At 38.4% G+C, this 25,664-nt stretch carries 30 protein-coding genes and 1 tRNA gene; 14 read left to right on the forward strand and 17 right to left on the reverse strand.

The window, feature by feature from the left end; all coding sequences use genetic code 11:
- Positions 1–25: 25 nt before the first annotated feature.
- Together coaBC and isiD are read right to left on the reverse strand one after the other, a co-directional pair.
- A complete protein-coding gene (gene coaBC, locus AA637_RS12520) occupies positions 26–1,270 on the reverse strand; it encodes a bifunctional phosphopantothenoylcysteine decarboxylase/phosphopantothenate--cysteine ligase CoaBC (RefSeq protein ID WP_446683036.1) in 1,245 nt (414 codons plus the stop codon).
- Positions 1,257–1,469 (reverse strand): protein IsiD, encoded by a 213-nt coding sequence (gene isiD, locus AA637_RS12525; RefSeq protein WP_069789382.1) that lies wholly within the window; start codon positions 1,467–1,469, stop codon positions 1,257–1,259. The genes coaBC and isiD overlap by 14 nt, the downstream gene beginning before the upstream one ends.
- Positions 1,470–1,635: 166 nt before the next feature.
- Between isiD and AA637_RS12530 the strand changes: the two genes are divergently transcribed.
- Both AA637_RS12530 and hemB read left to right on the forward strand, forming a co-directional pair.
- Positions 1,636–2,301 carry an HAS-barrel domain-containing protein gene (locus AA637_RS12530; protein WP_446683037.1) on the forward strand — a complete coding sequence of 222 codons (666 nt, stop codon included), beginning with the start codon at positions 1,636–1,638 and terminating at the stop codon, positions 2,299–2,301.
- 196 nt (positions 2,302–2,497) lie between these two features.
- Positions 2,498–3,481: a porphobilinogen synthase gene (gene hemB, locus AA637_RS12535; RefSeq protein WP_446683038.1), complete on the forward strand. Its 984-nt coding sequence runs from the start codon at positions 2,498–2,500 to the stop codon at positions 3,479–3,481.
- A 120-nt stretch (positions 3,482–3,601) separates the two neighbouring features.
- Here hemB and AA637_RS12540 read toward each other — a convergent pair whose 3' ends face one another.
- The 3 genes from AA637_RS12540 to AA637_RS12550 all read right to left on the reverse strand — a co-directional run bounded on the left by AA637_RS12540 (position 3,602) and on the right by AA637_RS12550 (position 5,962).
- A complete protein-coding gene (locus tag AA637_RS12540; RefSeq protein WP_446683039.1) occupies positions 3,602–4,042 on the reverse strand; it encodes an EVE domain-containing protein in 441 nt (146 codons plus the stop codon).
- A 76-nt stretch (positions 4,043–4,118) separates the two neighbouring features.
- A complete protein-coding gene (locus tag AA637_RS12545) occupies positions 4,119–4,979 on the reverse strand; it encodes a fructosamine kinase family protein (RefSeq protein WP_446683040.1) in 861 nt (286 codons plus the stop codon).
- Positions 4,980–5,125: 146 nt separating this feature from the next.
- A complete protein-coding gene (locus AA637_RS12550; protein WP_446683041.1) occupies positions 5,126–5,962 on the reverse strand; it encodes a BMC domain-containing protein in 837 nt (278 codons plus the stop codon).
- Positions 5,963–6,107: 145 nt separating this feature from the next.
- On the opposite strand from AA637_RS12550, the gene lgt reads away from it, so the two are divergent.
- From lgt to asnS, 4 genes are all read left to right on the forward strand, one after another.
- A complete protein-coding gene (gene lgt, locus AA637_RS12555) occupies positions 6,108–6,938 on the forward strand; it encodes a prolipoprotein diacylglyceryl transferase (protein WP_446683042.1) in 831 nt (276 codons plus the stop codon).
- A 334-nt stretch (positions 6,939–7,272) separates the two neighbouring features.
- Positions 7,273–7,980: a TIGR04283 family arsenosugar biosynthesis glycosyltransferase gene (locus AA637_RS12560; RefSeq protein WP_446683043.1), complete on the forward strand. Its 708-nt coding sequence runs from the start codon at positions 7,273–7,275 to the stop codon at positions 7,978–7,980.
- Positions 7,981–8,088: 108 nt separating this feature from the next.
- Complete coding sequence (locus AA637_RS12565) at positions 8,089–8,508, forward strand: bacteriohemerythrin (protein WP_446683044.1); 420 nt, start codon at positions 8,089–8,091, stop codon at positions 8,506–8,508.
- Between the two features lie 170 nt (positions 8,509–8,678).
- Entirely contained in the window at positions 8,679–10,067 is a 1,389-nt protein-coding gene (gene asnS / locus AA637_RS12570; RefSeq protein WP_446683045.1) for an asparagine--tRNA ligase, read from the forward strand.
- A 119-nt stretch (positions 10,068–10,186) separates the two neighbouring features.
- On the opposite strand, the gene AA637_RS12575 is transcribed toward asnS, so the two are convergent.
- Together AA637_RS12575 and AA637_RS12580 are read right to left on the reverse strand one after the other, a co-directional pair.
- Positions 10,187–10,525 (reverse strand): phage holin family protein, encoded by a 339-nt coding sequence (locus AA637_RS12575; protein WP_069789324.1) that lies wholly within the window; start codon positions 10,523–10,525, stop codon positions 10,187–10,189.
- Positions 10,526–10,605: 80 nt separating this feature from the next.
- Entirely contained in the window at positions 10,606–10,812 is a 207-nt protein-coding gene (locus AA637_RS12580) for a hypothetical protein (protein ID WP_446683046.1), read from the reverse strand.
- Between the two features lie 130 nt (positions 10,813–10,942).
- Here AA637_RS12580 and AA637_RS12585 point away from each other — a divergent pair, with 130 nt between their 5' ends.
- Positions 10,943–11,284: a histidine triad nucleotide-binding protein gene (locus AA637_RS12585; protein ID WP_446683047.1), complete on the forward strand. Its 342-nt coding sequence runs from the start codon at positions 10,943–10,945 to the stop codon at positions 11,282–11,284.
- Between the two features lie 65 nt (positions 11,285–11,349).
- Here the strand turns inward: AA637_RS12585 and AA637_RS12590 are convergent, their stop codons facing one another.
- Entirely contained in the window at positions 11,350–12,543 is a 1,194-nt protein-coding gene (locus AA637_RS12590; protein WP_446683048.1) for a GTPase family protein, read from the reverse strand.
- Positions 12,544–12,880: 337 nt separating this feature from the next.
- Here AA637_RS12590 and AA637_RS12595 point away from each other — a divergent pair, with 337 nt between their 5' ends.
- Positions 12,881–13,333 carry an ATP-binding protein gene (locus AA637_RS12595; RefSeq protein WP_446683049.1) on the forward strand — a complete coding sequence of 151 codons (453 nt, stop codon included), beginning with the start codon at positions 12,881–12,883 and terminating at the stop codon, positions 13,331–13,333.
- Positions 13,334–13,350: 17 nt separating this feature from the next.
- Here AA637_RS12595 and AA637_RS12600 read toward each other — a convergent pair whose 3' ends face one another.
- Positions 13,351–13,629, reverse strand: a complete 279-nt coding sequence (locus AA637_RS12600; protein ID WP_069789329.1) for a DUF6439 family protein — start codon at positions 13,627–13,629, stop codon at positions 13,351–13,353.
- 39 nt (positions 13,630–13,668) lie between these two features.
- On the opposite strand from AA637_RS12600, the gene AA637_RS12605 reads away from it, so the two are divergent.
- A complete protein-coding gene (locus tag AA637_RS12605) occupies positions 13,669–14,031 on the forward strand; it encodes a hypothetical protein (RefSeq protein WP_446683050.1) in 363 nt (120 codons plus the stop codon).
- A gap of 105 nt (positions 14,032–14,136) precedes the next feature.
- Here AA637_RS12605 and AA637_RS12610 read toward each other — a convergent pair.
- A tRNA-His gene (locus AA637_RS12610) sits at positions 14,137–14,209 on the reverse strand.
- 70 nt (positions 14,210–14,279) lie between these two features.
- On the opposite strand from AA637_RS12610, the gene AA637_RS12615 reads away from it, so the two are divergent.
- Together AA637_RS12615 and AA637_RS12620 are read left to right on the forward strand one after the other, a co-directional pair.
- A complete protein-coding gene (locus tag AA637_RS12615; RefSeq protein WP_446683051.1) occupies positions 14,280–14,681 on the forward strand; it encodes a DUF4359 domain-containing protein in 402 nt (133 codons plus the stop codon).
- Positions 14,682–14,713: 32 nt separating this feature from the next.
- A complete protein-coding gene (locus tag AA637_RS12620; RefSeq protein WP_069789332.1) occupies positions 14,714–15,094 on the forward strand; it encodes a phosphomannose isomerase type II C-terminal cupin domain in 381 nt (126 codons plus the stop codon).
- A gap of 158 nt (positions 15,095–15,252) precedes the next feature.
- On the opposite strand, the gene clpB is transcribed toward AA637_RS12620, so the two are convergent.
- Positions 15,253–17,847, reverse strand: a complete 2,595-nt coding sequence (gene clpB, locus AA637_RS12625; protein ID WP_446683052.1) for an ATP-dependent chaperone ClpB — start codon at positions 17,845–17,847, stop codon at positions 15,253–15,255.
- A 165-nt stretch (positions 17,848–18,012) separates the two neighbouring features.
- Between clpB and AA637_RS12630 the strand changes: the two genes are divergently transcribed.
- Both AA637_RS12630 and AA637_RS12635 read left to right on the forward strand, forming a co-directional pair.
- Positions 18,013–18,282 (forward strand): hypothetical protein, encoded by a 270-nt coding sequence (locus tag AA637_RS12630; protein ID WP_446683053.1) that lies wholly within the window; start codon positions 18,013–18,015, stop codon positions 18,280–18,282.
- A gap of 110 nt (positions 18,283–18,392) precedes the next feature.
- Positions 18,393–19,529, forward strand: coding sequence for a glycosyltransferase (locus AA637_RS12635; RefSeq protein WP_069789335.1), 1,137 nt, complete (start codon positions 18,393–18,395; stop codon positions 19,527–19,529).
- Between the two features lie 125 nt (positions 19,530–19,654).
- Here AA637_RS12635 and AA637_RS12640 read toward each other — a convergent pair whose 3' ends face one another.
- From AA637_RS12640 to rpiA, 4 genes are all read right to left on the reverse strand, one after another.
- Positions 19,655–19,843 carry a YetF domain-containing protein gene (locus AA637_RS12640; protein ID WP_446683054.1) on the reverse strand — a complete coding sequence of 63 codons (189 nt, stop codon included), beginning with the start codon at positions 19,841–19,843 and terminating at the stop codon, positions 19,655–19,657.
- Positions 19,844–19,852: 9 nt separating this feature from the next.
- On the reverse strand, positions 19,853–20,179 hold the full coding sequence (locus tag AA637_RS12645; protein WP_446683055.1) for a DUF421 domain-containing protein: 327 nt from the start codon (positions 20,177–20,179) through the stop codon (positions 19,853–19,855).
- Positions 20,180–20,355: 176 nt separating this feature from the next.
- Positions 20,356–20,694, reverse strand: a complete 339-nt coding sequence (locus AA637_RS12650) for a hypothetical protein (RefSeq protein ID WP_446683056.1) — start codon at positions 20,692–20,694, stop codon at positions 20,356–20,358.
- A 107-nt stretch (positions 20,695–20,801) separates the two neighbouring features.
- Complete coding sequence (rpiA, locus tag AA637_RS12655) at positions 20,802–21,512, reverse strand: ribose-5-phosphate isomerase RpiA (protein WP_446684591.1); 711 nt, start codon at positions 21,510–21,512, stop codon at positions 20,802–20,804.
- 211 nt (positions 21,513–21,723) lie between these two features.
- On the opposite strand from rpiA, the gene AA637_RS12660 reads away from it, so the two are divergent.
- Positions 21,724–22,683 (forward strand): orange carotenoid-binding protein, encoded by a 960-nt coding sequence (locus AA637_RS12660; protein ID WP_446683057.1) that lies wholly within the window; start codon positions 21,724–21,726, stop codon positions 22,681–22,683.
- Positions 22,684–22,793: 110 nt separating this feature from the next.
- Here AA637_RS12660 and AA637_RS12665 read toward each other — a convergent pair whose 3' ends face one another.
- On the reverse strand, positions 22,794–23,363 hold the full coding sequence (locus tag AA637_RS12665; protein WP_446683058.1) for a Uma2 family endonuclease: 570 nt from the start codon (positions 23,361–23,363) through the stop codon (positions 22,794–22,796).
- Positions 23,364–23,558: 195 nt separating this feature from the next.
- Positions 23,559–25,643: a M3 family metallopeptidase gene (locus AA637_RS12670; protein ID WP_446683059.1), complete on the reverse strand. Its 2,085-nt coding sequence runs from the start codon at positions 25,641–25,643 to the stop codon at positions 23,559–23,561.
- Positions 25,644–25,664 lie beyond the last annotated feature (21 nt).

Genomic DNA, 25,664 nt, shown 5'->3' on the forward strand with positions numbered 1-25,664 from the left:
TTGCCTTTGCTAGACATCTCAAAATTTAAGCCACTTGCCCCAAAATCAAATCAATAATTTGATGACTAAGGTAAAACTTTGAAGATGGTTGTAAGGTTGTTTTTTGCCCATCCGCAGTAATAAATATCGCCTCATTGGTATCAGTGCCAAATCCTACATTTATTTTATCAATAGGATTCGCAACGATCGCACTTAACCGTTTACGATTTAATTTATCCAGTGCAGGGGTAACAATATCCCCCGTTTGGGCAGCAAAACCAATCAAAAGTTGTTCAGGTTGCTTCATTTTGCCCAACTTCGCCACAATGTCCGTCACCATATCCAATTCTATATAGGGAGGCAAATTGCCCTTACTCAGCTTCGTTTTATAACACTCCCTTGGTTTTACATCCGCCACTGCTGCCGCCATAATTGCCCAATGATGATGGGGAAAATTATTCACCATGGCTTTTTCCATTTCTTCAGCGGTAGTCACATCAATAAATTGTAGAGGGGGAAGATTTTTTAACAACTCAGGGGCAACATTTGCACCCACCAAAGTAACCTTTGCCCCCCGATGATGACAAGCCATAGCCAAGGCTATGCCCATCTTACCTGTGGAAGGGTTACCGATAAAGCGTACGGGATCAAAAAATTCCCTTGTGCCTCCCGTGCTAATTAAGATATTTTTATCCTTTAAATCTTGTTTTCCCCCAGTATGTATCACCGATTCGAGGGCGGAAATAATTTCTTCCGACTCTGCCATTCTTCCCTGTCCAGTGCGATCGCACGCCAACAAGCCCGTATTGGTGTGGAGAGGAAAAAAACGATCATTTTGCCCTAAAAGTTCCCAGTTTGCTTGTACCGTCGATTGTAGCCACATTTCCGTATTCATAGCGGGGGCGACTGCTATGGGGCAATTTGAAGCAAGAACCGTATTCGTTAAAAGGTTATCTGCCATGCCATGGACTAACTTAGCAAGGGTATTGGCAGTGAGGGGGGCAATCAAAATTAAATCGGCCCATTCTCCTAAGCTAATGTGTAGGGGGCGAGGGTGAATAGGTTGCCAAAAATCGGCATCGGTGTAAGCCTGTTTTCGGGCGAGGGTGGAAACTGTGAGGGGAGTAATAAACTGTTGGGCGGAGTCGGTGAGGATAACTTCAACTTGCGCTCCCTGTTGAAACAATTGGGAGATAACAGTGCATACCTTATATGCAGCGATGCCTCCCCCAATACAGATTAAAATTTTTTTGTCTTTAAAAGATTCTAAAAATCCTTTATGATTCGTCATAGGCTTCAATGTCGAGGAGATAAAAGTAAGGTTCAATTAAATCTTCACGGTGAAATGCGATCGCCCTTAGTTTATGCCAATCCTGTAAACCTTCAAAGGGAGTCTTATAATCATCATTTTCTAACCTTGACGCAATTTGCGCAACATCTTCCATGGTCATAGCTGCGAAATCTTTGTCGGTATATGTTAATGTTGTCATAACGAAACCTCCGTACATGGTTTGTTTGTTTACCCCAACTACATTTTAACCTGATTTGGTTTTCTTCCCAAAATGTACAAGAATGTTAACAATTTCAGAATAGGGAATGGGGAACGGGGAACAGTTTATGATTTTTGATCGTAGATGGATAAAATTGGGATGACATATGCAGATAACTGATAATCAACATGGTACCATAACCCATATAGGGGAAGTGATTGAAACCTCTACCACAGAATTTTTAGCTCAATGCTTAGAGCCTGAAGAATTAGCCTTTCCCATGATGCCTCCCTTTGGTAGTTGGGTAAAAGCCGTTGATAATCAGGCGGGAAATAAAATTTATGCCATCGTTACCAATGTCACCACTGCCCCCATCGATTCTATCCATAGGGCAAGGGCTTTGGGGTTATCTTTAGAAGAATTAAAAGAGCAACAACCGCAGATTTTTGCTATGTTAAAAACCGAGTTTCGGGCAGTAATAATCGGTTTTGAAACCCCTGCCCAAGGAAATAATGGCGTTAATCCTCCCCATGGGCGAGTTTTTCAGTATTTACCCCCTCGCCCTCCCCAAATCCATCAGGGGGTATTTAGCTGTACCACCGATGAAATAACGAGATTCACTGAAAATCCTGATTTTTTGCGGGTTTTACTTCAGGTGAATAATACTCCCATTGAATCCCTTACGGCGGCTACCCTTAGAGAAGTATATAATATTCGAGGGTGCGATCGCCCTTGGTTAGTAAAAGCAGGAAGGGTATTGAGTGTTTTGTTAAAAAATGACTACGACAGTCTTAAGTTTATCCTTGGGCAAGTAAACGTGAGGGATAATTGATAGTTGAGAATGGATAATGAATAGTTAGGGAAAAAGAAGATTCACTCATAATCATAAACCATTGAAAACTGTTCCCCGTTTCCTATTCCCTGTTCCCTCAAAGAAATATTAATTTATTTAACAAGAGAGGGAGAAAAGCCGAGACTCCCTTATAATAATATGTTGCCAATGTTTTGATGAAAAACTTTTATAAAAAATGCCCTTATATAATTTAACAAACCGTCCTCGCCGTTTGCGTCGCACTTCAGCACTACGGGCGATGGTACAAGAAACCCAGTTAACTGTTAATGATTTGATTTATCCCGTGTTTGTGATGGAAGGGGAAAACCTTAAACAAGAGATTGTTTCCATGCCAGATTGTTATCGTTATAGTCTTGATTTGTTGATCGAAGAAGTAAAAGAATGCTATGAATTAGGTATAAAGGCGATCGCACTTTTTCCCCTCGTCACCGACGACAAAAAAGACAACGAAGGCACCGAAAGCTATAACCCCGATGGCTTAGTACAACGCACCATCAAAGCCATTAAAGCAGAAGTACCCGAAATTACCATTATCACGGATGTCGCCCTTGATCCTTATTCCCCCTTCGGTCATGATGGTATCGTAGTAGATGGGGAAATCCTCAACGATGAAACCGTGGCAGTATTAGCCAAAATGTCCGTATCCCAAGCCCAGGCGGGGGCTGATATGGTTGCCCCCTCCGACATGATGGACGGTAGAATTGGGGTAATTCGTGAAGCCCTTGACGAAGCAGGATTTACCCATGTTGGTATCATCGCTTATTCTGCCAAATACGCCTCCGCCTATTATGGTCCCTTCCGTGATGCCCTAGAATCTGCACCCAAATTCGGTGATAAAAAAACCTATCAAATGGACATTGCCAACTCCCGTGAAGCCATTACCGAAGTTGAGTTAGACATTGCTGAAGGTGCAGATATGGTGATGGTTAAACCAGCCCTTGCTTACCTTGATATTATCCGTCAAGTAAGAGACTATACCAATATTCCCGTAGTTGCTTATAACGTCAGTGGTGAATATGCCATGATTAAAGCGGCAGCGGAAAAAGGATGGATTGATGAGAAAAAAATTGTCCTTGAAACCCTTACCAGCATGAAAAGGGCAGGGGCAGACTTGATTCTAACTTACTTTGCTAAACAAGTGGCTTTGATGTTGAAATAGTTTAGCTTACGGGGAATAGTGAATAATTAGGTTATGGGCAATGGGCTTAAGCCCATTGTTAACAATATGATTAAAGTTCTTCAAAATTGGGGGATTTAGGAGGCAAAACGTACTTTTTCATCAAGCTCGAATTAATAGCAATATCTCTTGGGCAACGGTATTATTTACAGGCATTACCGATAATCGATTACCTTTTTTTACCACCAAGAAATCATCAGGATTAAAGGTTTGTTTAAGGGTTTCGAGGGATAATGGCTGAGCAAATTTTTCTGTAAATTTTACTTTCACCGTATGCCAACGGGGTTTTTCAGGGGTTGCTTTGGCATCAAAATAGGGTGAAGTGCGATCCAATTGAGTCGGATCAACTATATTGGTTTCTATTACCTCCATTAATCCCACAATGGCAGGGGGTTTACAATTGGAATGATAAAAAAAAGCTAAATCCCCTTTTTCCATTTCCCCAAGGATATTACGGGCTTGATAATTCCTCACCCCATCCCAGATAGTCGTTTTTTCCCTTTGTAAGTCATCAATACCATAAGCGCTGGGCTCAGATTTCATTAACCAGTAATTCACGATAACTATTGATAATTGAGAATGAATAACTGATTATAACCCAATGAATCACACCATTCCTCTATAAAATTTGATTAATCATCCCTTGGGCTTGACTGGCATATCCGCCCCCAAAAAGGTTGTAATGGTTAAGAATATGATAAAGATTATAGATAGTTTTTCTTTGTGCATAACCAGAATCTAAGGGCCATTCTTGGTTATAGCCTTCATAAAAAGCCGAAGGAAAACCGCCAAAAAGTTCTGTCATAGCTATATCTACTTCCCTATCTCCGTAATAGGTAGCAGGATCAAAAATTATGGGAATTCCTCCTGCCAAAAAACTAGCATTACCACCCCACAAGTCTCCGTGGACCAAGGATGGTTGGGGGTGATGGTGAGATAATTTTATTTTAATGGCTTCTATGATGTTATTTTGATTACCGAAAGTTGCCCCTTTTCTACTGGCTAGTTTTAATTGATAACCGATTCTTTTTTCGGCGAAAAAGTCTGCCCAGTTTTCTACCCAGTCATTGATTTGAGGGGTTGAACCTATGGTATTATTATAATCCCAACCAAATTTATCGGCTTTACCTTGTTGATGGAGTTGGGCGAGGTGTTTACCCATGGTTTGCCATGATTGATTGTTGGCCCTACCAAATTCGAGCCATTCTAAGACGATATAGCTATGGTTATCGGTGTAACCTGTGCAGATGGGTTTGGGTACTCTAATAGTATTAGTATCATACATTTGTCTAAGGGCGATCGCCTCTACCCGAAACATTTCCCATTGGTGAGGAGAATTTAATTTCACAAAGTAGCTATTATTTTCCCCTATCAGTTGATAGGCTTGGTTTATACAACCTCCTCCCACACTACGGGAGTTTTTTAGCATAAATTCTTTTTTAGTATGGTTACTAATGGCGATCGCAATTTCTTTCCACATAATGTATTGATTAGGTTGTCATGAAAAATGGTTTTGTTTGAGGTGGGGAATAGTGTAATGATTTCTCCTTGCCGTTTATCTCCTGTTCTCAACAGTATAATTAAATTGTTATTATCAATTATCCATTTTCAATTATCAATTATTCATTAATCGTCTTCGGTTTGAGGCTCAATAATTTCCATGGATAAAGGCTTTTTCTGATGCTTTCTATTTTCCAACTCTGCCTTTAATTCCACCTTAGAAGAATTATTAAAATTAACAGGTACTTTTTCCAACTCAGGTAAAGCAACTAACTTGCGACGGGATAGAGGGCGTTTCTTCTTAGCAAAATTAGGTAGGGGCTGTTGTTTATCCTCTTCATCTAACCAATAATTCGCCACAGGTAAAGTATGCTCTAAATCTTCCAATAGACGAGGAATAATCATCACCGAATTTAACTCCCCAATCCTTTCCGCCTCTGCCATTCCCGCCTCGATGGCTACCGCCACATTAGCCACAGTACCCCGTATAATGGCAGTACACAAACCACTACCAATGGTTTCGTAGGAAGCCAATTGTACATCCGCAGATTTTAACATCATATCCGCAGCCCCTACCATGGCAGGGAAACCCCTAGTTTCAATTAAACCAATAGAGCGATTACTCAAACGACTGTAACCCCTTTCCTGTTGGGCTAATTCTATCAAACGACTACCAATGGGAAAAACAGCCTCTAAATTGGGCATAGGACGGGCTATCACTAGCTTAGTGTGTAATTGTCCTATTTGTTCGGCCATTCTTGCCCCTTCCTCCACCGCAAGGCGTACATCCGCAATATTACCCCGAACAATAGCAGTACAATGGCCACTACCGATTTTTTCATAACCCACTAAAATTACCTCCGCTGACTTTAACATCATGTCTGCTGTGCCAACGATGGCAGGAAAACTGAGGGTTGAAACTAAACCAAGGGCGCTATCTGGGCTAATATGCTTTTTTCTCATTTAAAATATTTGAGAAACTGTTAAATTTCTGTAACTATATGAAGATCAAGATTTGCAATAATCCTGTGTTAATCATACCATTAATTTTACCTAAGTTTCCCTAATCCTCCATAGAAAAGAAAAATACTATTAATACAAAATTTTTATGAATTTATTTGCTTTCCGTTTCCAATCTCCTGGTCCGATTTTATTTGAATTAGGGCCTGTAGCTGTGCGTTGGTATGGTTTCTTGATTGCCATGGCGGTGATAATTGGCTTATTTATAGCCCAAAATTTGGCTAAGAGAAAAAATGTTGACCCTGAAATGATCGGTGATCTAATATTATGGTTGGTGATAGGGGCGCTACCTTTTGCCAGAATTTACTATGTGTTGTTTGAGTGGGAAAGGTATGCGGGGCGGCCGGGGGATATGATTGCTATTTGGCAGGGGGGCATCGCTATCCATGGGGCAATTATCGGTGGTACCATCGCAACGATACTATTTGCTAAGGTTAAAAAGCAGTCTTTTTGGGCGTTGATAGATGTGATAATGCCTTCTGTTATTTTAGGTCAGGCCATTGGTAGATGGGGTAACTTTTTTAATTCCGAAGCCTTTGGGGTGCCAACGAATTTGCCTTGGGGTTTATATATTCCTCCTAATCGTCGTCCTTCTGAGTTTTTACAATCTGAATATTTCCATCCTACTTTTTTATACGAGTCTGTGTGGAATGTGATGGTTTTTGTGTTGTTAATGGCTCTTTTTTTCTGGGGTTTACGTCGTAAAAATAATTTGAAAACGGGTACTTTGGCTTTTGTTTATCTAATCTCTTACAGTTTGGGTAGGGTATGGATTGAGGGTTTTCGCACTGATAGTCTCATGGTGGGGGATTGGCGGGTGGCTCAAATTATTAGTATAAGTGCGATCGCCCTTGGACTTTTTGGTTTATTTTGGTTATATATTGCCAAGCGCCCTTTACCTTTGCAATTTGATAAATAAATCAAACCATGGACAACTGATTTTTAGTATCCACCCTAACCGATTAACTAAACCCTAATTTTGTTAAAAAACCACCAAGAATTCTGATCTAAAGTTGGAATTAGATTAAAAATAGAGCTTTACACTTTAGTGAATAAGAGGAAAATTAAACATCAAAAAATGTGAAACGAAATTATTTTGGGCTCTTTTTTTTGATGTTTTTAACTATTAACAGGAGGGTAAATAGTCTTTGTTTATAATGCTTTGGGTGCTATAATTCCGGTCATCATAGTTATTTTTATAAATTGATTATGATGAAAAAAATAGTCAATTTCCATTACTAATTTATTTTGAAATGTCAGAGCAAACACATCTTAATAAGCTAAGTCTTATCATTCCTGTTTTTAATGAGGAGGTTTTTTTGAAAGAAAATATATCTTCTTTTACGTCTTTACAAAATATAGAAATTATTTTTGTCGATGGTGGTAGTGGTGATAGTACCAGACAAATTCTTGAAAATCATGGGCTAAAAATTATTTTATCTCCTGTTGCTAGTCGTAGTTATCAGATGAATTTGGGAGCAAGATTAGCCACAGGAAACATTTTATTATTTCTCCATGGGGATAGTCTTTTACCTAATAATTATTTTGAAGATATTAATTTTATTTTAAGTCAAAATAGAGTGATAGCCGGAGCTTTTAATCTTAAAATTAATCATGATTCTTTATCTTTATATTTGATTTCTGTTTTGGTTAAATTGCGATCGCATTTATTTTCTTTACCCTATGGAGATCAGGGATTTTTTTTAAAAAAAGAAACTTTTGAAACCGTCGGAGGTTTTCCTGAAATTGCCATTATGGAAGACTTTGCCTTCATTAAGAAGTTACAAAAAATGGGCAAAATAAAAATTGCCCATTCCTCCGTCACAACCTCTGCCCGTAGATGGCAAAAACTAGGAATATTTAAAACTACTATGATTAATCAAATTATGATTCTTGGTTACTATCTAAAAATAAATCCTGATAAATTAGCTCAATTTTATAGAGACTGGAAAAAGAGTTAACTTTTATAAATTATTGTTAATATTAACCATAAAAAGCAATAAAGCATTTAACAAAAAAAAAGCCTAGTTTATAATTGATGATATACAGAGCTTGAGGGGTAATCAATTATGTCCATTGCCTTTTGGAGAGAAGAATATATAACGGGAGAAAATGTAATTGATCAACAGCATCAATACCTGTTTAAATTGATTAATCAATTGCATAATGCGATGATGGAAGGTCACGGGAAAGAAGTCATTAACAATACACTAGCAAGATTAGTAGAATATACTATCAAACATTTTGATGCGGAAGAAAAATTTATGATTGATTATAATTATCCTGATTATGCTATTCATAAAGAAAAACATGAAATGCTAAAAAATGATGTAATTACTTTACAAAAAGAACTTTTGGAACATCAGCAATTTATTACAGCAAAAGTATCAAGATTTTTAACTGACTGGCTTATTCATCATATTAAAGGAGAAGATCTAAAGATGATACATTACATTAAGGAGAAGAAAATAGAAATTAAACAACACTAATTTGAGAATAGAAAAAGTTAATGATTCAAAATGCTCAAAATAGACAATTATTTATATTATATAACTAATTAATTAATTAAATAATTAGAGTATAATAAAGATTATATTAGGTAGCTTATGTTAAGATAAATAAGTAATAAATAATTGAAAAATTTTCTTTTCATACCAAGATGAGTAACCGTATAATTAATATTTTACGCCAGGGACAACCCCAAGAAAAAGTAAAAATTCAAGGGTGGGTACGCACCAAAAGAGAATTAAAAGAATTTACCTTTATAGAAGTCAGTGACGGCTCATCTCTTGCTAATTTGCAGGTAGTTTTAAACCAAGACTTAGACGATTATAATAACATTGTTAAAAGACTAAGCACAGGGGCATCTTTGTCAGTGGAAGGAGTCTTGGTAGAATCCCCCGCTAAGGGGCAAAGCATAGAGTTACACGCTGACATAGTAACCGTTTATGGAGAGTGTGACGGAAAAGACTATCCTCTACAAAAAAAACGTCACTCCCTTGAATTTTTGCGTACCATTGCCCATCTTCGGGGGCGTACTAATACCCTTGGGGCGGTGATGCGGGTGCGTAATGCTTGTGCTAATGCCATCCATCAATTTTTTCAAGAGAAGAGTTTTCTATGGATACATACACCTATTATTACCGCCAGTGACTGCGAAGGGGCAGGGGAATTATTTACGGTGACTAATTTTAACCTTGATAATATTCCCCGTAACGATAATGGTAAAACTGACTATAAGGAAGACTTTTTTGGTAAGAAAGCCTATTTAACGGTTAGTGGGCAACTTGAGGCCGAAATTATGGCCATGTCTTTTGAAAATGTCTATACCTTTGGCCCAACTTTTCGGGCGGAAAATTCTAATACTTCCCGTCATCTAGCTGAATTTTGGATGGTTGAGCCTGAAATGGCGTTTTGTGATTTGGAAGGGGATCAAAATTTGGCGGAGGAGTTTTTAAAATATGTTTTCAAATATGTGTTGGATAATTGTCCTGAAGATATGGAGTTTTTTAATCTGCGCATTAATGATACAGTTTTAGCTAATGCCGATATTATTATTAATAATGAATTTGCACGGGTTACTTATACCGAAGCGGTTAGTTTGTTGTTAAAGTGCGATCGCACTTTTCAATTTCCTGTAGAATGGGGTATAGATCTACAATCAGAACATGAAAGATATTTGGCCGAGGAATACTTTAAAAAACCCGTCATCGTCACGGACTATCCCAAAGACATCAAAGCGTTTTATATGCGCATGAATGAGGATCAAAAAACCGTCGCCGCCATGGACATTTTAGCACCCAATATCGGTGAAATTATCGGAGGCTCCCAAAGGGAAGAAAGATATGATCTTTTAGAAGCTAGAATTAAGGAAATGGACATCAATCCCCAAGATTTATGGTGGTACTTAGACTTAAGAAGGTACGGTACTGTACCCCATGCAGGATTTGGCTTAGGATTTGAAAGATTAGTACAATTCATGACAGGCATCGACAACATCCGAGATGTAATTCCTTTCCCCCGTACCCCCATGAATGCTGAATTTTAAGACAAAAAATATCCCCTCTCCTCTAGGGGAGGAATTAGGGGCAAAATAATTAAGAATTAGAGTTTAAATATGTCTGTGTTACTGTGGATTAATTATCAAAAAAATACCTAATATTGATTCTAAAAGACGAGTTGGCTAATTGTAGCCGATACAATTGAGACAATTACGGAACCAAATAAAGCATTTAGAAATCCTCCTACTCTGAAGCCTGGGGTAAAGTAGCCCACCAAAGAAAAACAAATGGCATTTACTACTAACAGAAATAAACCCAGAGTAACGATGGTTATGGGGAAAGTAAAAAAGACTAAAATAGGTTTAATGATCCCATTTACCAAGCCTAGTACAAAAGCTCCAATAAATGCCGCCCCTGCACTTTCCATGATGATGCCTGGTATAATCACGGATGCTATGTACATAGACACCGCTGTGATGGATAGGGTAATAATGAATTCTACCATAGTTAATTTGTAGTTAGATTTATCGTGTTTTGATTATAATCAATTTGATTTTTTCTTGACATTTTTTTCAGTATCATTTCTTAAAAAACTTGATCTTCTATTCCTTGCCACCATTCTCCGAGGTTCATTAAATCATCATAAATTTCTGCTAATTTTTGGTCATAATCTTCAGCCGATATATTCTGTCTATTTTCTTGCAACTTTTTCAATCGTAGTTGCACCAATAACCAAGGCTTAGAAATACTTTCTGTTTGTTCAATATACTTTGCTAACTCTCCGCTATCCATAGTTACCCTTTTTGCTCAGATAATAACACATCAATTTAATCAAGAAATATTCCTTTGTCTTCCTTGGGTCTTTGCGAGATATAATCAAAGGTTAGTTAACCAACCCATAAAATTGATAGCTAAAAGAATTATGAGCGAAACCATTTTTAGTAAGATAATTCGCCGTGAAATACCAGCTGATATAGTGTATGAAGATGACTTATGTTTAGCTTTTCGGGATGTGGCCCCCCAGGCCCCCACTCACATTCTTGTTATACCCAAAAAACCCATTATCAGGATAGATGATGCTCAATTTGAGGATGAATCTTTATTAGGACATTTACTTCTTACTGTAAAAAAGGTAGCCGCCCAAGAAAATTTAATCAACGGTTATAGGGTAGTAATTAACAATGGTAATGATGGAGGGCAAACTGTCGATCATCTACATTTACATATACTAGGCGATCGCCCCTTAAAATGGCCCCCTGGTTAAATAATATTTACCTTTTCATTATCCAATTTTTCTTTATTAGCAAAATTGCTATGCCCCATTTAATTTTATGTTTTTTCTGAGGCTTTTTTAAATCTTTCTTTTGCTTCTTGAAAAGCATTTTGCATTACTTTTTTAATCTTATCGGGATCAGGTTTTTTGCCCCCCACAACATCTCCAAAATAAGCACAAGCCCCCTCCCCCAATCCCCAAGTATAGGCGGCTGCCCATGAGGCAGCGATGACACTACCAAAACCTGGTATAAACTTGATTAATTCTCTACCTATAGCTTGGGCTAAAAATCCCCCTGCGATCGCACTTACTATTCCTCCCGCCTGAGAAACGCTAATATTTTGACCATATAATTTACCTAGAAGCCCCACCATAGAAACCTCTAGGGCAGTCAATACAGGCATTGTCGCAAAAGGTAAAGGCACCGCTGCCACAGTACCAGCAATGATAGAAAAAGAGAGAATATAACGCCTTGCCACTTCCTTATAAATGTTCCCTAACTGTGAACCTGCTTTTTCATCCAACAGTTGATAAATAGTCTTGGATTCCGCCTCTGGCAATAGTTGAGCAAGGTTATCTACCATGGCATCTAAACCATAAAAAACAGGATTATAACCATCCTCCTCTAGGGTAAAATCAATTAAAACTCCTCGATCATATAAACCTAAAAAACTATTCTTAATCTCATTAAAAGCCCTTACAATATCAGGTAAATTCGGAGGATAAGAGGGATGATTTTCCATGGCCATGGGGTACAATTCATGGGTTGAAGTTACTGTCAATAAGCAAGGAATTTGAGGGTATTTTTTTCGTAAATTTACCGCCACTTCTTTAAGACTATCGGTGGCAAAATCATTAATTTTTACCGTTAAAATAATAATCCTCGCCTTGCCTGTTTCCTTATCTAATTCTTGGCTTAATTCCTCAATAATTGCCTCAGTATTTTTTTCCACATCCCCCAAACCCACAGTATCCGTAAAAATCAGGAGGGGTAAATCTTCCGAAGGATAAGCATACCTTTCCGTATATTGAGTATGGGGGCGAAAACCTTGCCCAACAATTTCTGCCCCTACCCCCGTTAATCCCCTGACAATGGAGCTTTTTCCTGCTTGGGGTTTGCCAATTAAAAGGGCTTCAGTGGTGGGAAGTTGCGATCGCACTGACTCTAAAATTTCCGCCACCTGAGTTTCATCTACACGGAATAGGTTAACGGTTTTATGGGCGATACGTTTTATTGGTCGAAATTTCATCAATTATTTATTATGTATTATTATTTATGAATTTATTATCAATTATCCAGACTCTAAACTGTGATATGATAATTGTGTGAGTTTAAGTAAAATTACATAAAAAGCAAAACAATAGACAAAAAAAGCTATACAATACCATTAAGGAAAAAGCGAAAATTAACTTTTTCTATATAAGCAATTGCTTTGAGCATCCTAAAAGATTATCATGTTACCAAAAACATCTCACCCTCTTCATCCTTTAAAACCCATTCTAAGAAGTGATAGCCTCGAGTGTCCCTGAGACAACCAAAAACTTCTACCTTCCACTGCTCAATCAATTATCGGGAGATATAAAGACATGATTTCCATGACAATACCCCTTCACACCGGGAAATGGCAAACCGTAAGTTTTCCTTCAACCCTCTATCTTTGTCCTGTTTTAGATTTATTATTAACAAAAATACCTAAAGAATTACACCCAGAAATTAGATTAGGTTTACAAGAAGCCCTAGTTAATGCGGCAAAACATGGCAATGGTTTGGATCCTAGTAAGCCTGTGGTGGTAAAATTTGCTTATAAAAAGGGCGAGTATTCATGGTTAATTTGCAATCAAGGTACGGGTTTTTGCAAGTGTGAATGTTATAGCAAAAGTGATAAATTTCCCCCCGAAGAATCAGAAAATGGTCGAGGGTTGTGTATGTTACACCACATTTTTGATCGAGTTTTATGGAATAAACAGGGTACTCAAGTGAAACTGTGTAAACAAGTCCATCACCACTTTTTTCCCCGTAAAGCCGTTACAGCTTTTTAGGGGATTTTTTTTGAGCCTTAAGATTGCTTATGATTGCCATGGGTTGGGCAAGGTAGGGGGTTGATGGTTTTATTTAACCATCCTTGGGCTTGATTAACTCTTGCGAGGGCTTCTTCTGGTTGATTATTCAACAAAAAGACAAGACTAGAGGCTAGTTGTTGCCCTGCTTGGGCTTTACGATTATTTTTTTGTTTATGCCAATCATAAGAGCTAATGGTCATTTTTTCAGCTAATAGTTGGGCTAATTCGAGGGTAGTTAGTTCCGAAATAGTTTTTGTTTCTGATGAGATAGTCATGTTGTACAATTTAATGGATCGTTTACTTTTTATTTTAGAATGTCTGAGCGTGAAAACTCTTCCCCCGATAATGATGATTTTGATTTAGGTGGTGCTATTTTTGAGCTTGAAAGTGCGATCGCCCAGCTAAAACAGCGTTACAATCAGGTAGAAAAAGATCAAATCCGTCAAAAAGTATTAGAAGAAGAAAAAAAAGAACTGGAGAAACAACTTAAAAGAAATTCCCAAGATTCCATTAAAACCGAAATAAACCTAATCAACCAACAACTAGAAGAAATAGAAGTAAGACTAGAAAGTCAGTTGTTCAAATGGAGTAGTCTAAACGAACCCTTTTGGCAAATAGTGAGATTTGGGGGTTTCGGAATCATTATCGGCTGGATTCTCAAAAGCCTCAGCACCTAACCCATGGATAAAACACTCGGTTAAATATCTTGTTAATAAAAATATTTAACCACCAAATAATAAAAATGATATAATAATTGTCAAAGACAACATCATACTTGAAAGGGCGAACGATGGGACTCGAACCCACGAATGGCGGAACCACAATCCACTGCCTTAACCACTTGGCTACGCTCGCCACGTCATTACGATTATTAATTATAACATAAAAGTATTAAAATAGTCTAGGTAATCTGCGGATTTTTTTTATGAACCCTTTTGCACCATCAAAAAGTCTCTCGTTGTCCACCATTGCCATTGTCAGCGGCACAACGTTGGCGATATTTGGGGGTATCTTAATGTTTACAAACCCCAATCAGAAACAATATGAAGAATTCGCTGAAGAAAAACTATCTCTCTATGCCAAGGAAAATCTTTGTCAGGCAGGGGCTTCTGGATTAGACCAAGTGGTCAAAAGCCAAGTATGCCATATGATGGTAGAAGCGGGTAAAGGTCAAATTCCGAGGGTGGTAAGAGAAACTACCCAGAAAAGAGATTATATGGTGTTAAGCATTTACGAAACAAATCTTTATCTTTATAAATTCAGAACCATTGGAGTTTTCAACAATTTTTATGTCCTAGACGTGAATCAGTTGTATGATCAAAATTAATAATTGATCTGCTTAATTTTTGATAATCAGCCATGACAGAAACCACTAATCGAGATCAAGAAGCCCAAGAATCAGAATATACCCGTAACCCTCCTTGGGGTACTGTTACTCTCTTGGAAGAAGGCCCTTATTACCGTATCAATCGTATTATAGTCAAACCAGGTCATCATATCAGTACCCAAATGCACTATCATCGCAGTGAGCATTGGGTGGTGGTGGCGGGTACTGCCAAGGTTATTTTTAATGGGGAGCAAAGACTATTGTTACCGAAGCAGTCAACCTATGTACCCATGAATATCCGTCACCGAGTGGAAAATCCGGGGGTGATTCCTCTGGTGATGATTGAGATTCAAAATGGAGAATATTTAGGAGATGATGATATTATTCGTTTTGATGATGCTGAAAGAAATTGATAATATTAGGTGAAAAAGTGGAGTAATTAGGGCAAAGAAAAGAGAATAGTTAAATATTTCTAGTTAGAACGTTTCCACCAATCATTTTAGGCAAGGGGTTTAAACCCCTTCTTACTCTTTTGCCGAATAATGAATAATTAGTCCTCAGTGGTTAAAAATTATGATGTAAGGGCTAATCTTTCATCCTCTACTGTGACATTGATGGTGTTTCCGTCCTTAAATTCTCCTTTTAAGATGGCCTTGGCGATCGCAGTTTCAAGGTATCTTTGTACTGCCCTTTTAAGGGGACGAGCACCATATACAGGATCATAACCAATGTCAGCAAGGAAATCGAGAGCCTCATCAGTGATATTTAAAGACAACTTTTGCTCCGCCAATCGCTCCTCAAGGCGGTTAACCTGTAACTTGACGATATAGCGTAACTGGGATTTTTGGAGACTGTGGAAAATAATAATCTCATCAATACGGTTGAGAAACTCAGGACGGAAGCTATCTCGCATAGTATCCATAACCCTTGTGCGCATGGTTTCGTATTGGGCATCATCCCCAGCCAAATCAAGAATATACTGAGAACCGATATTACTGGTCATGATGATGATAGTATTTTTAAAATCCACCGTACGCCCTTGGGAATCCGTTAAGCGTCCATCATCCAAAATCTGTAACATCACATTAAACACATCGGGATGGGCTTTTTCAATCTCATCAAAAAGTACCACAGAATAAGGACGACGGCGAATGGCTTCCGTGAGTTGCCCCCCTTGCTCATAACCTACATACCCTGGAGGCGCCCCCATGAGACGGGATACCGTGTGTTTTTCCATATATTCTGACATATCAATACGTACGATGGCATCTTCGGTGTCAAACAAAATCTGGGCAAGGGCTTTTGCTAACTCTGTTTTACCCACCCCTGTGGGGCCGAGAAAGATAAAACTAGCGGTGGGACGATTGGGATCTGCTAACCCTGCTCGAGAACGCTGTATGGCATCAGAGACAGCGGTTACAGCCTCTTCTTGACCCACTACCCTTTCATGGAGTTGATCTTCAAGATGCAATAATTTTGCCTTCTCCGATTCTACTAATTTACTAATAGGAATACCCGACCATTTCGAGATAATTTCCGCAATGTCCGACTCTTGCACCTCCTCCCGTAACAAGGATTTACCGCTGGTTTGCTTTTCTGCCAAGAGAGCTTCTTTTTCTTTTACCTCTTTTTGTACATCCGCTAACTTCCCATAACGTAATTCCGCCGCTTTATTATAGTCATAATTTCTTTCAGCCTGTTGAATTTCCACGTTAATTTTTTCAAGGGATTCGCGCAGGGTACGAATTTTATCAATGATTTCTTTTTCACTCTGCCACTGGGCATTAAAAGTGCTTTGTTTTTCTTTTAAATTTGCCAATTCTTGCTCTAATTTTTCCCTCCTTTCAATAGATGCTAAATCCTCCTCCTTTTTCAGGGATAAACGCTCCATTTCTAGCTGTAAAATTTTGCGATCAATTTCATCTAATTCGTCTGGTTTTGAGGTAATTTCCATCTTTAATTTAGCCGCCGATTCATCCACTAAATCAATAGCTTTGTCAGGTAAAAAGCGATCGCTAATATACCTATCCGAAAGCATCGCCGCCGCCACCAAAGCACCATCGGCAATTTTTACCCCGTGATGGACTTCGTAACGCTCTTTTAAACCCCGTAAAATAGATACAGTATCAATAACATTAGGTTCGCCCACAAATACCGATTGAAAACGTCTTTCTAGCGCCGCATCCTTTTCGATATACTTGCGGTATTCATCGAGGGTAGTGGCCCCAATACAACGCAATTCTCCCCTCGCTAACATGGGTTTGAGGAGGTTTCCTGCATCCATGGCGCCTTGGGTTGCCCCCGCACCGACAACGGTATGGATTTCGTCGATAAAGAGGATAATATTACCCTCGGACTCAGTGACTTCTTTTAAGACGGCTTTGAGTCTTTCTTCAAATTCCCCCCGATATTTTGCCCCCGCAATGAGCGCCCCCATATCCAAGCCGATGAGGGTACGGTCTAATAATGATTCTGGGACATCACGGTTAATGATACGTTGGGCAAGTCCTTCCACAATGGCAGTTTTACCCACCCCCGGTTCACCGATTAACACGGGATTATTTTTGGTACGGCGGGAGAGTATTTGAATAGTACGGCGTACTTCATCATCACGACCAATGACGGGATCGAGCTTTCCTTTTCTGGCTAATTCGGTTAAATCTCTACCATATTTTTGCAAAGATTCATATTTTCCTTCGGGGTTTTGATCTGTCACTTGTTGAGTTCCTCTTATTTCTTTAATAATAGTTTTTAGTTTGTTTTCATTGAGGTCAAATTCTTTTAATAAATTCTTCCCAAAACGGTCATCTTTTGCATAGGAAAGGATAATATGTTCTATGGAGATAAAATCATCTTTAAATTCTTTGCGATAGTTTTCGGCTTGGTCTAAAAGACGATCTAATCCTTTACCTAAATAGACTGATTCTCCAATATTTTTTACTTTAGGTTGATTGGCAATAAATTGCTCTGTTTTTTCTAACAAACGATTAACATTAGCATCAGTTTTGTTAAAGATGCTTACGGCTAGTCCTTTTTGTTCTAATAATGCTTTTAATAAATGTTCGGTTTCAATCTGTTGATGGTTGTTTTCCTTGGCTATATCTGGGGTACGGGCGATCGCACTCCAAGCCTTCTCCGTAAATTGTTGGGGGTTATTTGGTTGCATTTTCTCTATAAAAAATTAAATATAAATAAATCCTTAATTTAATTTTACTGGCACGAATAAACTAATAGAGGACGGAATACCCTACATAAATAATAGGGAATGGAGAATTGATAATGAATAATTGCAGTACATTACAATGGGATTGGGATTCACTTTAAAGAGAACATGAAAGACATAAAAACCATCTTCACAGGTTTAGGAAAAAAAGTTTTATGGATTGTAAATCCTATTGAATATATGCGTCAGGCAGTGATAAAATCCCCCGACATTTTTATGAGTAAACCAGCAGGATTTCGTCAACCATTGGTTTTTATCAATCATCCCCAAAGCATTCAACAGCTATTGACTAACGATAGAAAGACATTTTTTGCAGGGGGGGGAATTAAATTCCCTTTTAAGTCCCATTGTGGGCAATTCTTCTCTTCTTTCCCTTGAATGATCTATAAAAAGGGAAAAATAGATAATTAATAATTTTATTGATTTATGCAAAATCTACGATATAGTAATGAGTTAAATTAACGATCTATGAATTAATCCTTTTTTTTATGCGTATAGCCTTATTCACCGAAACATTTTTGCCCAAGGTTGACGGTATTGTAACTCGTTTAAAACATACCGTTGAGCATCTACAAAAACAGGGAAATCAAGTTTTAATCTTCTCCCCAGAAGGTGGTTTAAAAGAATATAAAGGAGCAAAAATTAATGGTATAAAAGGGATTCCTTTACCTTTATACCCTGAGTTGAAGTTGGCTATTCCTAACCCTTCTATTCGTTTTGCCTTACAAAGATTTAAACCTGATTTAGTCCATGTGGTAAATCCTGCGGTGTTAGGAGTAGGGGGTATATATTACGCAAAAAAATTAAATATTCCTTTGGTTGCTTCATATCATACCCATTTACCGCAATATTTGCACCACTACAATGTAGGTGCTTTGGAAGGTTTATTGTGGGAATTATTAAAATTAGCCCATAACCAAGCAAAATTGAATTTATGTACCTCTACAGCCATGGTGGATGAGTTGGTAAATCACGGCATCGAAAGGGTAGATTTGTGGCAGAGGGGGGTGGATACAGAATCGTTTAACCCTAGTTTAGTGTCTAAAGATATGCGCGATCGCCTCTCGCAGGGTAATCCTGACGCACCGTTACTTTTATATGTGGGCAGAGTATCAGCCGAAAAACAAATTGATAAAATTAAACCAGTGTTAGAAAGCATCCCCAATGCAAGGTTGGCTATTGTGGGTAATGGGCCAGCGAGGGCAGAGTTAGAACAGTTTTTTGCGGGTACAAATACCAATTTTGTGGGTTATCTCCATGGTAAAGAGTTAGGGGAAGCCTATGCCTCAGCAGATGCTTTTATTTTTCCTTCTTCCACGGAAACCCTCGGTTTGGTATTACTTGAAGCCATGGCGGCAGGTTGTCCTGTGGTGGCGGCCAGAAGGGGTGGCATTCCTGACATTGTCACCGATGGGGTAAATGGTTATATGTTTGAACCTGATGATCCTCAAGGGGCGATCGCCGCTACCCAAAGATTATTAGCCCAAAAAGACGAAAGAGAAGCATTGAGACAAAATGCTCGTTTAGAAGCAGAAAAATGGGGCTGGGCGGCTGCTACTCGTCAATTAGAAAACTATTATCAAGGGGTGCTATCTTCTTCTGATAAAGGACTTTTGGCAGCTTAACTATAGATATTTCTAGTTCTGTCATTGGATAAGTTACTTTTATTTATGGGAGGATTTGTATGATTTGTTTGTCAATTTCTATCAAACCTCCTACTTTTTAATACTGTAACCCTTATTGTTTAATATTAACCAGAAGGGGATGGATAATTATTCACATCATCAAGAGCCGTAGTTACGGGTTGTTTCGTAGCACGAAGAATACTAAGACTACCATCTGTTTCTAAGATTACAGCTTCAATTTCACTCATCTGACTGATGCCTTGGCTACGAATGGCTGCCCGTACTTCTTCATTGGTTACTCGTTGCGATCGCAATGTACTCTGTCACATTTGTCCTTGATGAAATAAAAGCGTTGGCTCTGACTTGACTAGCTCTTTTATGGTAGGAAAACGCACAGATAGCCACGTTAGGGAAAATTGAAATGCAATCAATAAAAATAAAGCAAGTAAACCCTCAGCAAGAGCGACATCTTTTGATAAGAGAATTGTTGCCAGTGTTGAACCAAGAGCAACTGTTACCACTAAGTCAAAAGCATTCATCTTCGAGAGTGTACGTTTCCCCGAAAATTGAAGAAAAATTACTAGGGTTGTATAAGCCAAAACTCCAACGATAATGACTCGCCCTAATCCCTGCCACGTGTTAAAGAACATTAAATCTCCTGATGCAAAGTGATTATTTTATCTTGTAGCAGAGTATGTTAGGTTGCACATTGCTCTCTATGGTCGTTATGCTAACACAGTCAAATAAAATCTTTATAATCTAATACCCGACAAGAATTCTGCCCATAGTATTCGTAAATCTTTTTTTCTGTGATGCTAAATGGCAGCTACAAGATAAAAGGCTTTTCTTGCCAATCAACAGTCCATCCTTGCTCATTGAGGTATTTTAATAACTTCGTAGTAGTAGGTAAATCCCGGCAAAACCAGTAATCAGTTCTACTGTTTGGGCTAGTATAAATAATTTGATAATCATAGGCATGACCCAAAGTTTTTAACAGCCCGGGGTATTTATACAACTCTCTTTTAATATCCTTGTCAGAATAAGTAATAATATCGTTTTTCTGAAAATGATACGGTATTTTAACTAATCTTTTAGGTCGTTCTTTTATCGTGGGAGTAGGAGGAGGACTCTTTTTTTTGGGAAATTTTGGACGAAAAGAAAACATTTTATTAACTATTCTTTCACTAACAAGGCAAGGGGAAAAAGTCTAAACTTTTCCCCCCTTAATATTAACATCAGTAAATAAATGGGGGAGAAAAGTTAGATCAGATTTTAAAATTCTCGGATACTAGGTTTCCCGTCAATAATTTCACCTACCAAAATGATATTCGCTACACCCACAAATAATCCATTTTCCAACACTCCAGGAATATTATTAATGGTGGCCTCAAGGGTTGCAGGATCTGATATATCATCAAACTTAACATCAATAACCAAGTTACCTTGATCCGTCACCACAGGACCTGCTTTTCTAACTCCCATTCTTAGGTCAGGTTTACCTCCTAATTCTTCTAATTTACGCATGACAGGGGTAACGGCCATGGGAATAACCTCTACGGGTAAAAGGAAGGTAGAGCCTAGTTTATCAACTAATTTACCGCTATCTACCACCACAATAAACTCTTTGGCAAGACTATCAACTACTTTCTCACGGGTATGGGCGGCACCACCACCTTTAATCAGGTTTTTTTGAGGATCAACTTCATCAGCCCCATCAATGGCGATATCGATATGGGCGATCGCATCTAGGGTAGTTAAAGGAATACCATATTTTTTCGCCAATACTTCTGCCTGAAAAGAAGTAGGAACTCCCACAATATTTTTTAAATCTCCACTAGCTAACCTTTCACCAATATATTGAATAGCAAAAGCAGTGGTAGAACCGGTACCCAAACCCACAATAGAATCAGATTTTACCCGAGCAGCGGCGGCTTTACCCACTTCTTGTTTCATTAAAGTAGCTGGATCTGTTGTCATAATTATTTCTTAATTTCTGTTTTATTTTAATAGTCAATGCTCAATTATCAGGGATCAACCATTCATTAGGCAAATATTTTCTTTATGGATAAAATCTGGCAGCAATATCACACATTTATCTAAAAGACTTGGTGCAAAATCCACACCTTAACTTTAAATTTATCTTAATGACCCTGTGTTAAATTGAGACTATATAGTTAGTGAAATGGAGCAATTTATGCCTTTTACCATTGATTCAGCCAGAAACATTTTTCCCAACACCCTTTCCGCCGATGCAGTTCCTGCAACTGTGGCCAGATTTACCCAATTAAATGCAGAAGATCAACTTGCTTTGATTTGGTTTGCATATTTAGAAATGGGGAAAACCATTACCATTGCTGCGCCTGGAGCCGCTAGTATGGTGTTGGCAGAGTCCACCCTTGAAGAAATCAAAAAAATGAGTTTTCAAGAACAATCTCAGGCAATGTGTGACTTAGCCAACCGTGCGGATACTCCTTTGTGTCGTACCTATGGAGGATGGTCTGCTAATATTAAATTAGGTTTTTGGTATCAGTTAGGTAAATTTATGGAAGAAGGTATCGTTGCACCTATTCCTGAAGGTTATAAGTTATCTGCTAATGCTAATTCGGTTTTAAATACTATTAAAGGTTTAGAATCTGGTCAACAGATTACTGTTTTACGTAATGCCGTGGTTGATATGGGTTATGATGTCAGTAAGCTCGAAAACTATACTCCTGTATCTGAGCCTGTTGCCCCTCCCAAGGATATGAACCAAAGAACAAACGTATCCATTGAGGGTGTTACTAACAAAACAGTCCTTGATTACATGGATAATCTCAATGCCAATGATTTTGAGACTTTAATTACATTATTTACTGCTGACGGAGCGCTTCAACCTCCTTTTAAACGTCCTATCGTAGGTAAAGACAATATTTTCCGTTTCTTCAAAGAAGAGTGTCAAAACCTCAAGCTAATTCCTGAAAGAGGTATTACTGAACCTGCAGACGATGGATATACTCAAATTAAGGTTACTGGTAAGGTACAAACTCCTTGGTTTGGTGGTAACGTGGGAATGAACATCGCTTGGCGTTTCCTTCTCAATCCTGATGGCAAAATATTCTTCGTTGCGATCGATTTACTCGCTTCTCCTAAAGAGTTATTAAATTTAATTCGTTAATTTTTTCTAAGGTTTAATTAGTTGATAAAAGAGTTTTCTATTAGGTGGGAAACTCTTTTTTTCGTTTGACTTAATTTCTCAAATATAATCCATTTTGTAGTAACAAAAATTTAAACAATACCATCATAAATATCTTTCAAAATAAGCTCTACAGGCACTGAGTTTAAGTTTAATTTATCATCAATATTTTCAAGGATTGTTAGTGACCATTGTTGATTATTATTTTTGCTATAACTCATTACCAAGGGTTTTTCTGGATCAATTAAAATATATTCTTGAAGAGAATTTAAACTACGATAATATTCAAATTTACGACCTAAATCATAGTCTCTGGTGGATTTAGATAAAACCTCGATGATAATAATGGGATTGGTTACAGTGGTTTTATTTTCTCCATGGTATTCTGGGTTTTCGGCTATCACCATCACATCAGGATAGGTAAACATTTTGTGTTGGGCTATCCATAAACGTACATTTTCTGTATATATTTTTCCTTTCAGTTTCCGTAACGATGGTTTGAGTATGACACACAGATTTGTGATAATTTCATTATGATTTGTCGTGCCTCCTGCCATTTCTAGTATTTCTCCATCTATATATTCATGCCTAATTTCGGCTTGGCTTTCTAATTCTAAATATTCCTCGATGGTGTATTGCTGTTTGGTGAGTTGGGCAACCATACTTATATTCTCCCTTGTCTCTTTTATCGATTATAAGCTGATTTTAGATATGATTTCTCATTTCGGCAGGGAACAGGCAACGGTAATAATATTTTGACGTCTCAATTTTTAATGTCATTCAATTATATTTCATACCATGATTAAGCAATGCCTTATAAAGTGGTAAGGGTGAGCAATGCCCACCCCCATAATTTATTAATTAGCTGTTGCTAGTAGTCCACTATGTCTTAATAATGCTTCGGTTTGGGGTTCTCTTCCTCGGAATTGTTTAAATACTTCCATGGGAGATAAACTACCGCCTAATCCTAGTACAGTATCACGGAAACGTTTACCGATAAGGGCGATCGCACTTTCATTCTCTAAATCAACCTCCTCAAAAGCCGAAAAAGCATCAGCACTAAGCACCTCAGCCCACTTATAACTGTAATAACCAGCAGCATAACCCCCTGCAAAAATATGTCCAAAAGCACATAAAAATTTATCTTCGGGTAAAGGAGACATCACCATGGTTTTTTGAGCTAACTTCCGTGACACATCATGGGGTGAAACCTCATCCCTAGGAGTATAACGGGCGTGTAACTCCAAGTCCAACAAACTAAAATGTAACTGTCTTAACATCCCCGTGGCGCTCATATAATTCTTAGAAGCCACCAACTTCTCATAATAATGAGTCGGTAAAGTCTCCCCAGTCTCATAGTGTTTCGCCATGCCAAACAAAGTGCTTTTTTCCAAACACCAATTTTCCATAAACTGACTAGGTAACTCCACCGCATCCCATTCCACATTATTGATGCCCGAAGCCCCGATATAGTCAATTTTAGTTAACATATGCTGTAAACCATGCCCAAACTCATGGAAAAGAGTTTCCACCTCCCCAAAAGTCATCAAACTAGGCTTACCATCCACAGGGGGAGACTGATTACAAGTAAGATAAGCCACAGGTAAACGGGTAGTTACCACCCCATTTTCCTCAATTCTTGTCCTACCAACACAATCATCCATCCAGGCACCCCCTCTTTTTTCCGCAGGGCGCGAATAGGCATCAAGGTAAAAATAAGCCATGGTTTCGTTACTCTCATCCGCCACCTGAAAATATTTCACATCTTCATGCCACACAGGTGCCACACCATCCGCAGGGGTAATTGTCACCCCAAAAATCTTTTTGGCTAAACCAAACAAACCATCCAACACCCTCTCAAGGGAAAAATAAGGGCGTAACTCTTCCTCAGTAAAATTAAACTTAAACTCCCTTTGTTTTTCAGCCCAGAAACTCACATCCCAAGGCTTCAAATCCTCAGTTTTCGCAAAAGCCTTTAACTCCTGCAACTCCTCTTTTGCCACATCATAACTAACCACCCTCAACTCCTCTAAGAGTTTCTCCACTGCTTCCACACTGTCAGCCATCTTACGGGCGAGACTAACTTCTGCGTAGTTATCGTAACCTAAAATATCTGCTTGTTCTTGTCTGAGGGTTAAAATCTTGTTAATCAAAGGATTATTATCCGTATCTCCCTCACTAGCACGGGTAACAAAAGCACGGTAAACCTTTTCCCTTAAATCTCTGCGGGTACTAAATTTAAGGAAAGGAGCAAAACTAGGATAATCTAAAGTTATGATCCAAGGGCCTTTTTCAGCAGTGGCTTCTTCTTCTCCTTCCATTCTTGCGGTTTGGGCACCTAAACTCAATAAACTAGCGGGTAAACCGTCTACGTCTTCGGGGGTTGTTAATTTTAACTGAAAAGCCTTGGTGGAATCTAAGACATTATTGGAGAATTTTGTGGATAACTCTGCTAGTTGTAACTGAATTTCATTGAAACGCTCTTTTTTTTCACCCTCAAGGGCAACCCCAGACAATTCCGCTTCTTTGATAGCAGACTCAATAATTCTCTTTTGGGCAGATTCTAATTTATCCCAATCATCACTGGCTTGGATTTTGATAAAACCTTCATAGATAGGCTTACTCTGACTTAATCTACTGGCAAACTGTACTAATTTTGGTTGTACCGTTTCGTAAGCGGTGCGCAACTCAGGGCTGTTTTTTACTCCCATCAAATGCCCGATAATACCCCAACTCCAGCGCAGTCTTTCTTCTATGTCGTTAAGGGGGTTTACTAATGCTTCCCATGTAGGGGTTATATTTTCTTCTAGCTTAGTTAATTCAGTCTCTAACTCTGTTAGTAATTCTTCTATGCCTGACACGATATGCTCAGGTTTGATGTCTGCAAAGGGGGGTAATCCTTTGCCAATTAGGAGGGGATTTTTTACCGCTGTTGTGGTCATATTTTAATTTCTCTTAATATC

This window comes from Cyanobacterium sp. HL-69, from assembly GCA_002813895.1.
GTDB lineage: Bacteria > Cyanobacteriota > Cyanobacteriia > Cyanobacteriales > Cyanobacteriaceae > Cyanobacterium.

Coding starts and splice junctions, on each gene's coding strand:
- coaBC (WP_446683036.1), bottom strand. CDS start 1,270: ATGACGAATCATAAAGGATTTTTAGAATCTTTTAAAGACAAAAAAATT.
- isiD (WP_069789382.1), bottom strand. CDS start 1,469: ATGACAACATTAACATATACCGACAAAGATTTCGCAGCTATGACCATG.
- AA637_RS12530 (WP_446683037.1), top strand. CDS start 1,636: ATGCAGATAACTGATAATCAACATGGTACCATAACCCATATAGGGGAA.
- hemB (WP_446683038.1), top strand. CDS start 2,498: ATGCCCTTATATAATTTAACAAACCGTCCTCGCCGTTTGCGTCGCACT.
- AA637_RS12540 (WP_446683039.1), bottom strand. CDS start 4,042: ATGAAATCTGAGCCCAGCGCTTATGGTATTGATGACTTACAAAGGGAA.
- AA637_RS12545 (WP_446683040.1), bottom strand. CDS start 4,979: ATGTGGAAAGAAATTGCGATCGCCATTAGTAACCATACTAAAAAAGAA.
- AA637_RS12550 (WP_446683041.1), bottom strand. CDS start 5,962: ATGAGAAAAAAGCATATTAGCCCAGATAGCGCCCTTGGTTTAGTTTCA.
- lgt (WP_446683042.1), top strand. CDS start 6,108: ATGAATTTATTTGCTTTCCGTTTCCAATCTCCTGGTCCGATTTTATTT.
- AA637_RS12560 (WP_446683043.1), top strand. CDS start 7,273: ATGTCAGAGCAAACACATCTTAATAAGCTAAGTCTTATCATTCCTGTT.
- AA637_RS12565 (WP_446683044.1), top strand. CDS start 8,089: ATGTCCATTGCCTTTTGGAGAGAAGAATATATAACGGGAGAAAATGTA.
- asnS (WP_446683045.1), top strand. CDS start 8,679: ATGAGTAACCGTATAATTAATATTTTACGCCAGGGACAACCCCAAGAA.
- AA637_RS12575 (WP_069789324.1), bottom strand. CDS start 10,525: ATGGTAGAATTCATTATTACCCTATCCATCACAGCGGTGTCTATGTAC.
- AA637_RS12580 (WP_446683046.1), bottom strand. CDS start 10,812: ATGGATAGCGGAGAGTTAGCAAAGTATATTGAACAAACAGAAAGTATT.
- AA637_RS12585 (WP_446683047.1), top strand. CDS start 10,943: ATGAGCGAAACCATTTTTAGTAAGATAATTCGCCGTGAAATACCAGCT.
- AA637_RS12590 (WP_446683048.1), bottom strand. CDS start 12,543: ATGAAATTTCGACCAATAAAACGTATCGCCCATAAAACCGTTAACCTA.
- AA637_RS12595 (WP_446683049.1), top strand. CDS start 12,881: ATGATTTCCATGACAATACCCCTTCACACCGGGAAATGGCAAACCGTA.
- AA637_RS12600 (WP_069789329.1), bottom strand. CDS start 13,629: ATGACTATCTCATCAGAAACAAAAACTATTTCGGAACTAACTACCCTC.
- AA637_RS12605 (WP_446683050.1), top strand. CDS start 13,669: ATGTCTGAGCGTGAAAACTCTTCCCCCGATAATGATGATTTTGATTTA.
- AA637_RS12615 (WP_446683051.1), top strand. CDS start 14,280: ATGAACCCTTTTGCACCATCAAAAAGTCTCTCGTTGTCCACCATTGCC.
- AA637_RS12620 (WP_069789332.1), top strand. CDS start 14,714: ATGACAGAAACCACTAATCGAGATCAAGAAGCCCAAGAATCAGAATAT.
- clpB (WP_446683052.1), bottom strand. CDS start 17,847: ATGCAACCAAATAACCCCCAACAATTTACGGAGAAGGCTTGGAGTGCG.
- AA637_RS12630 (WP_446683053.1), top strand. CDS start 18,013: ATGAAAGACATAAAAACCATCTTCACAGGTTTAGGAAAAAAAGTTTTA.
- AA637_RS12635 (WP_069789335.1), top strand. CDS start 18,393: ATGCGTATAGCCTTATTCACCGAAACATTTTTGCCCAAGGTTGACGGT.
- AA637_RS12645 (WP_446683055.1), bottom strand. CDS start 20,179: ATGTTCTTTAACACGTGGCAGGGATTAGGGCGAGTCATTATCGTTGGA.
- AA637_RS12650 (WP_446683056.1), bottom strand. CDS start 20,694: ATGTTTTCTTTTCGTCCAAAATTTCCCAAAAAAAAGAGTCCTCCTCCT.
- AA637_RS12660 (WP_446683057.1), top strand. CDS start 21,724: ATGCCTTTTACCATTGATTCAGCCAGAAACATTTTTCCCAACACCCTT.
- AA637_RS12665 (WP_446683058.1), bottom strand. CDS start 23,363: ATGGTTGCCCAACTCACCAAACAGCAATACACCATCGAGGAATATTTA.
- AA637_RS12670 (WP_446683059.1), bottom strand. CDS start 25,643: ATGACCACAACAGCGGTAAAAAATCCCCTCCTAATTGGCAAAGGATTA.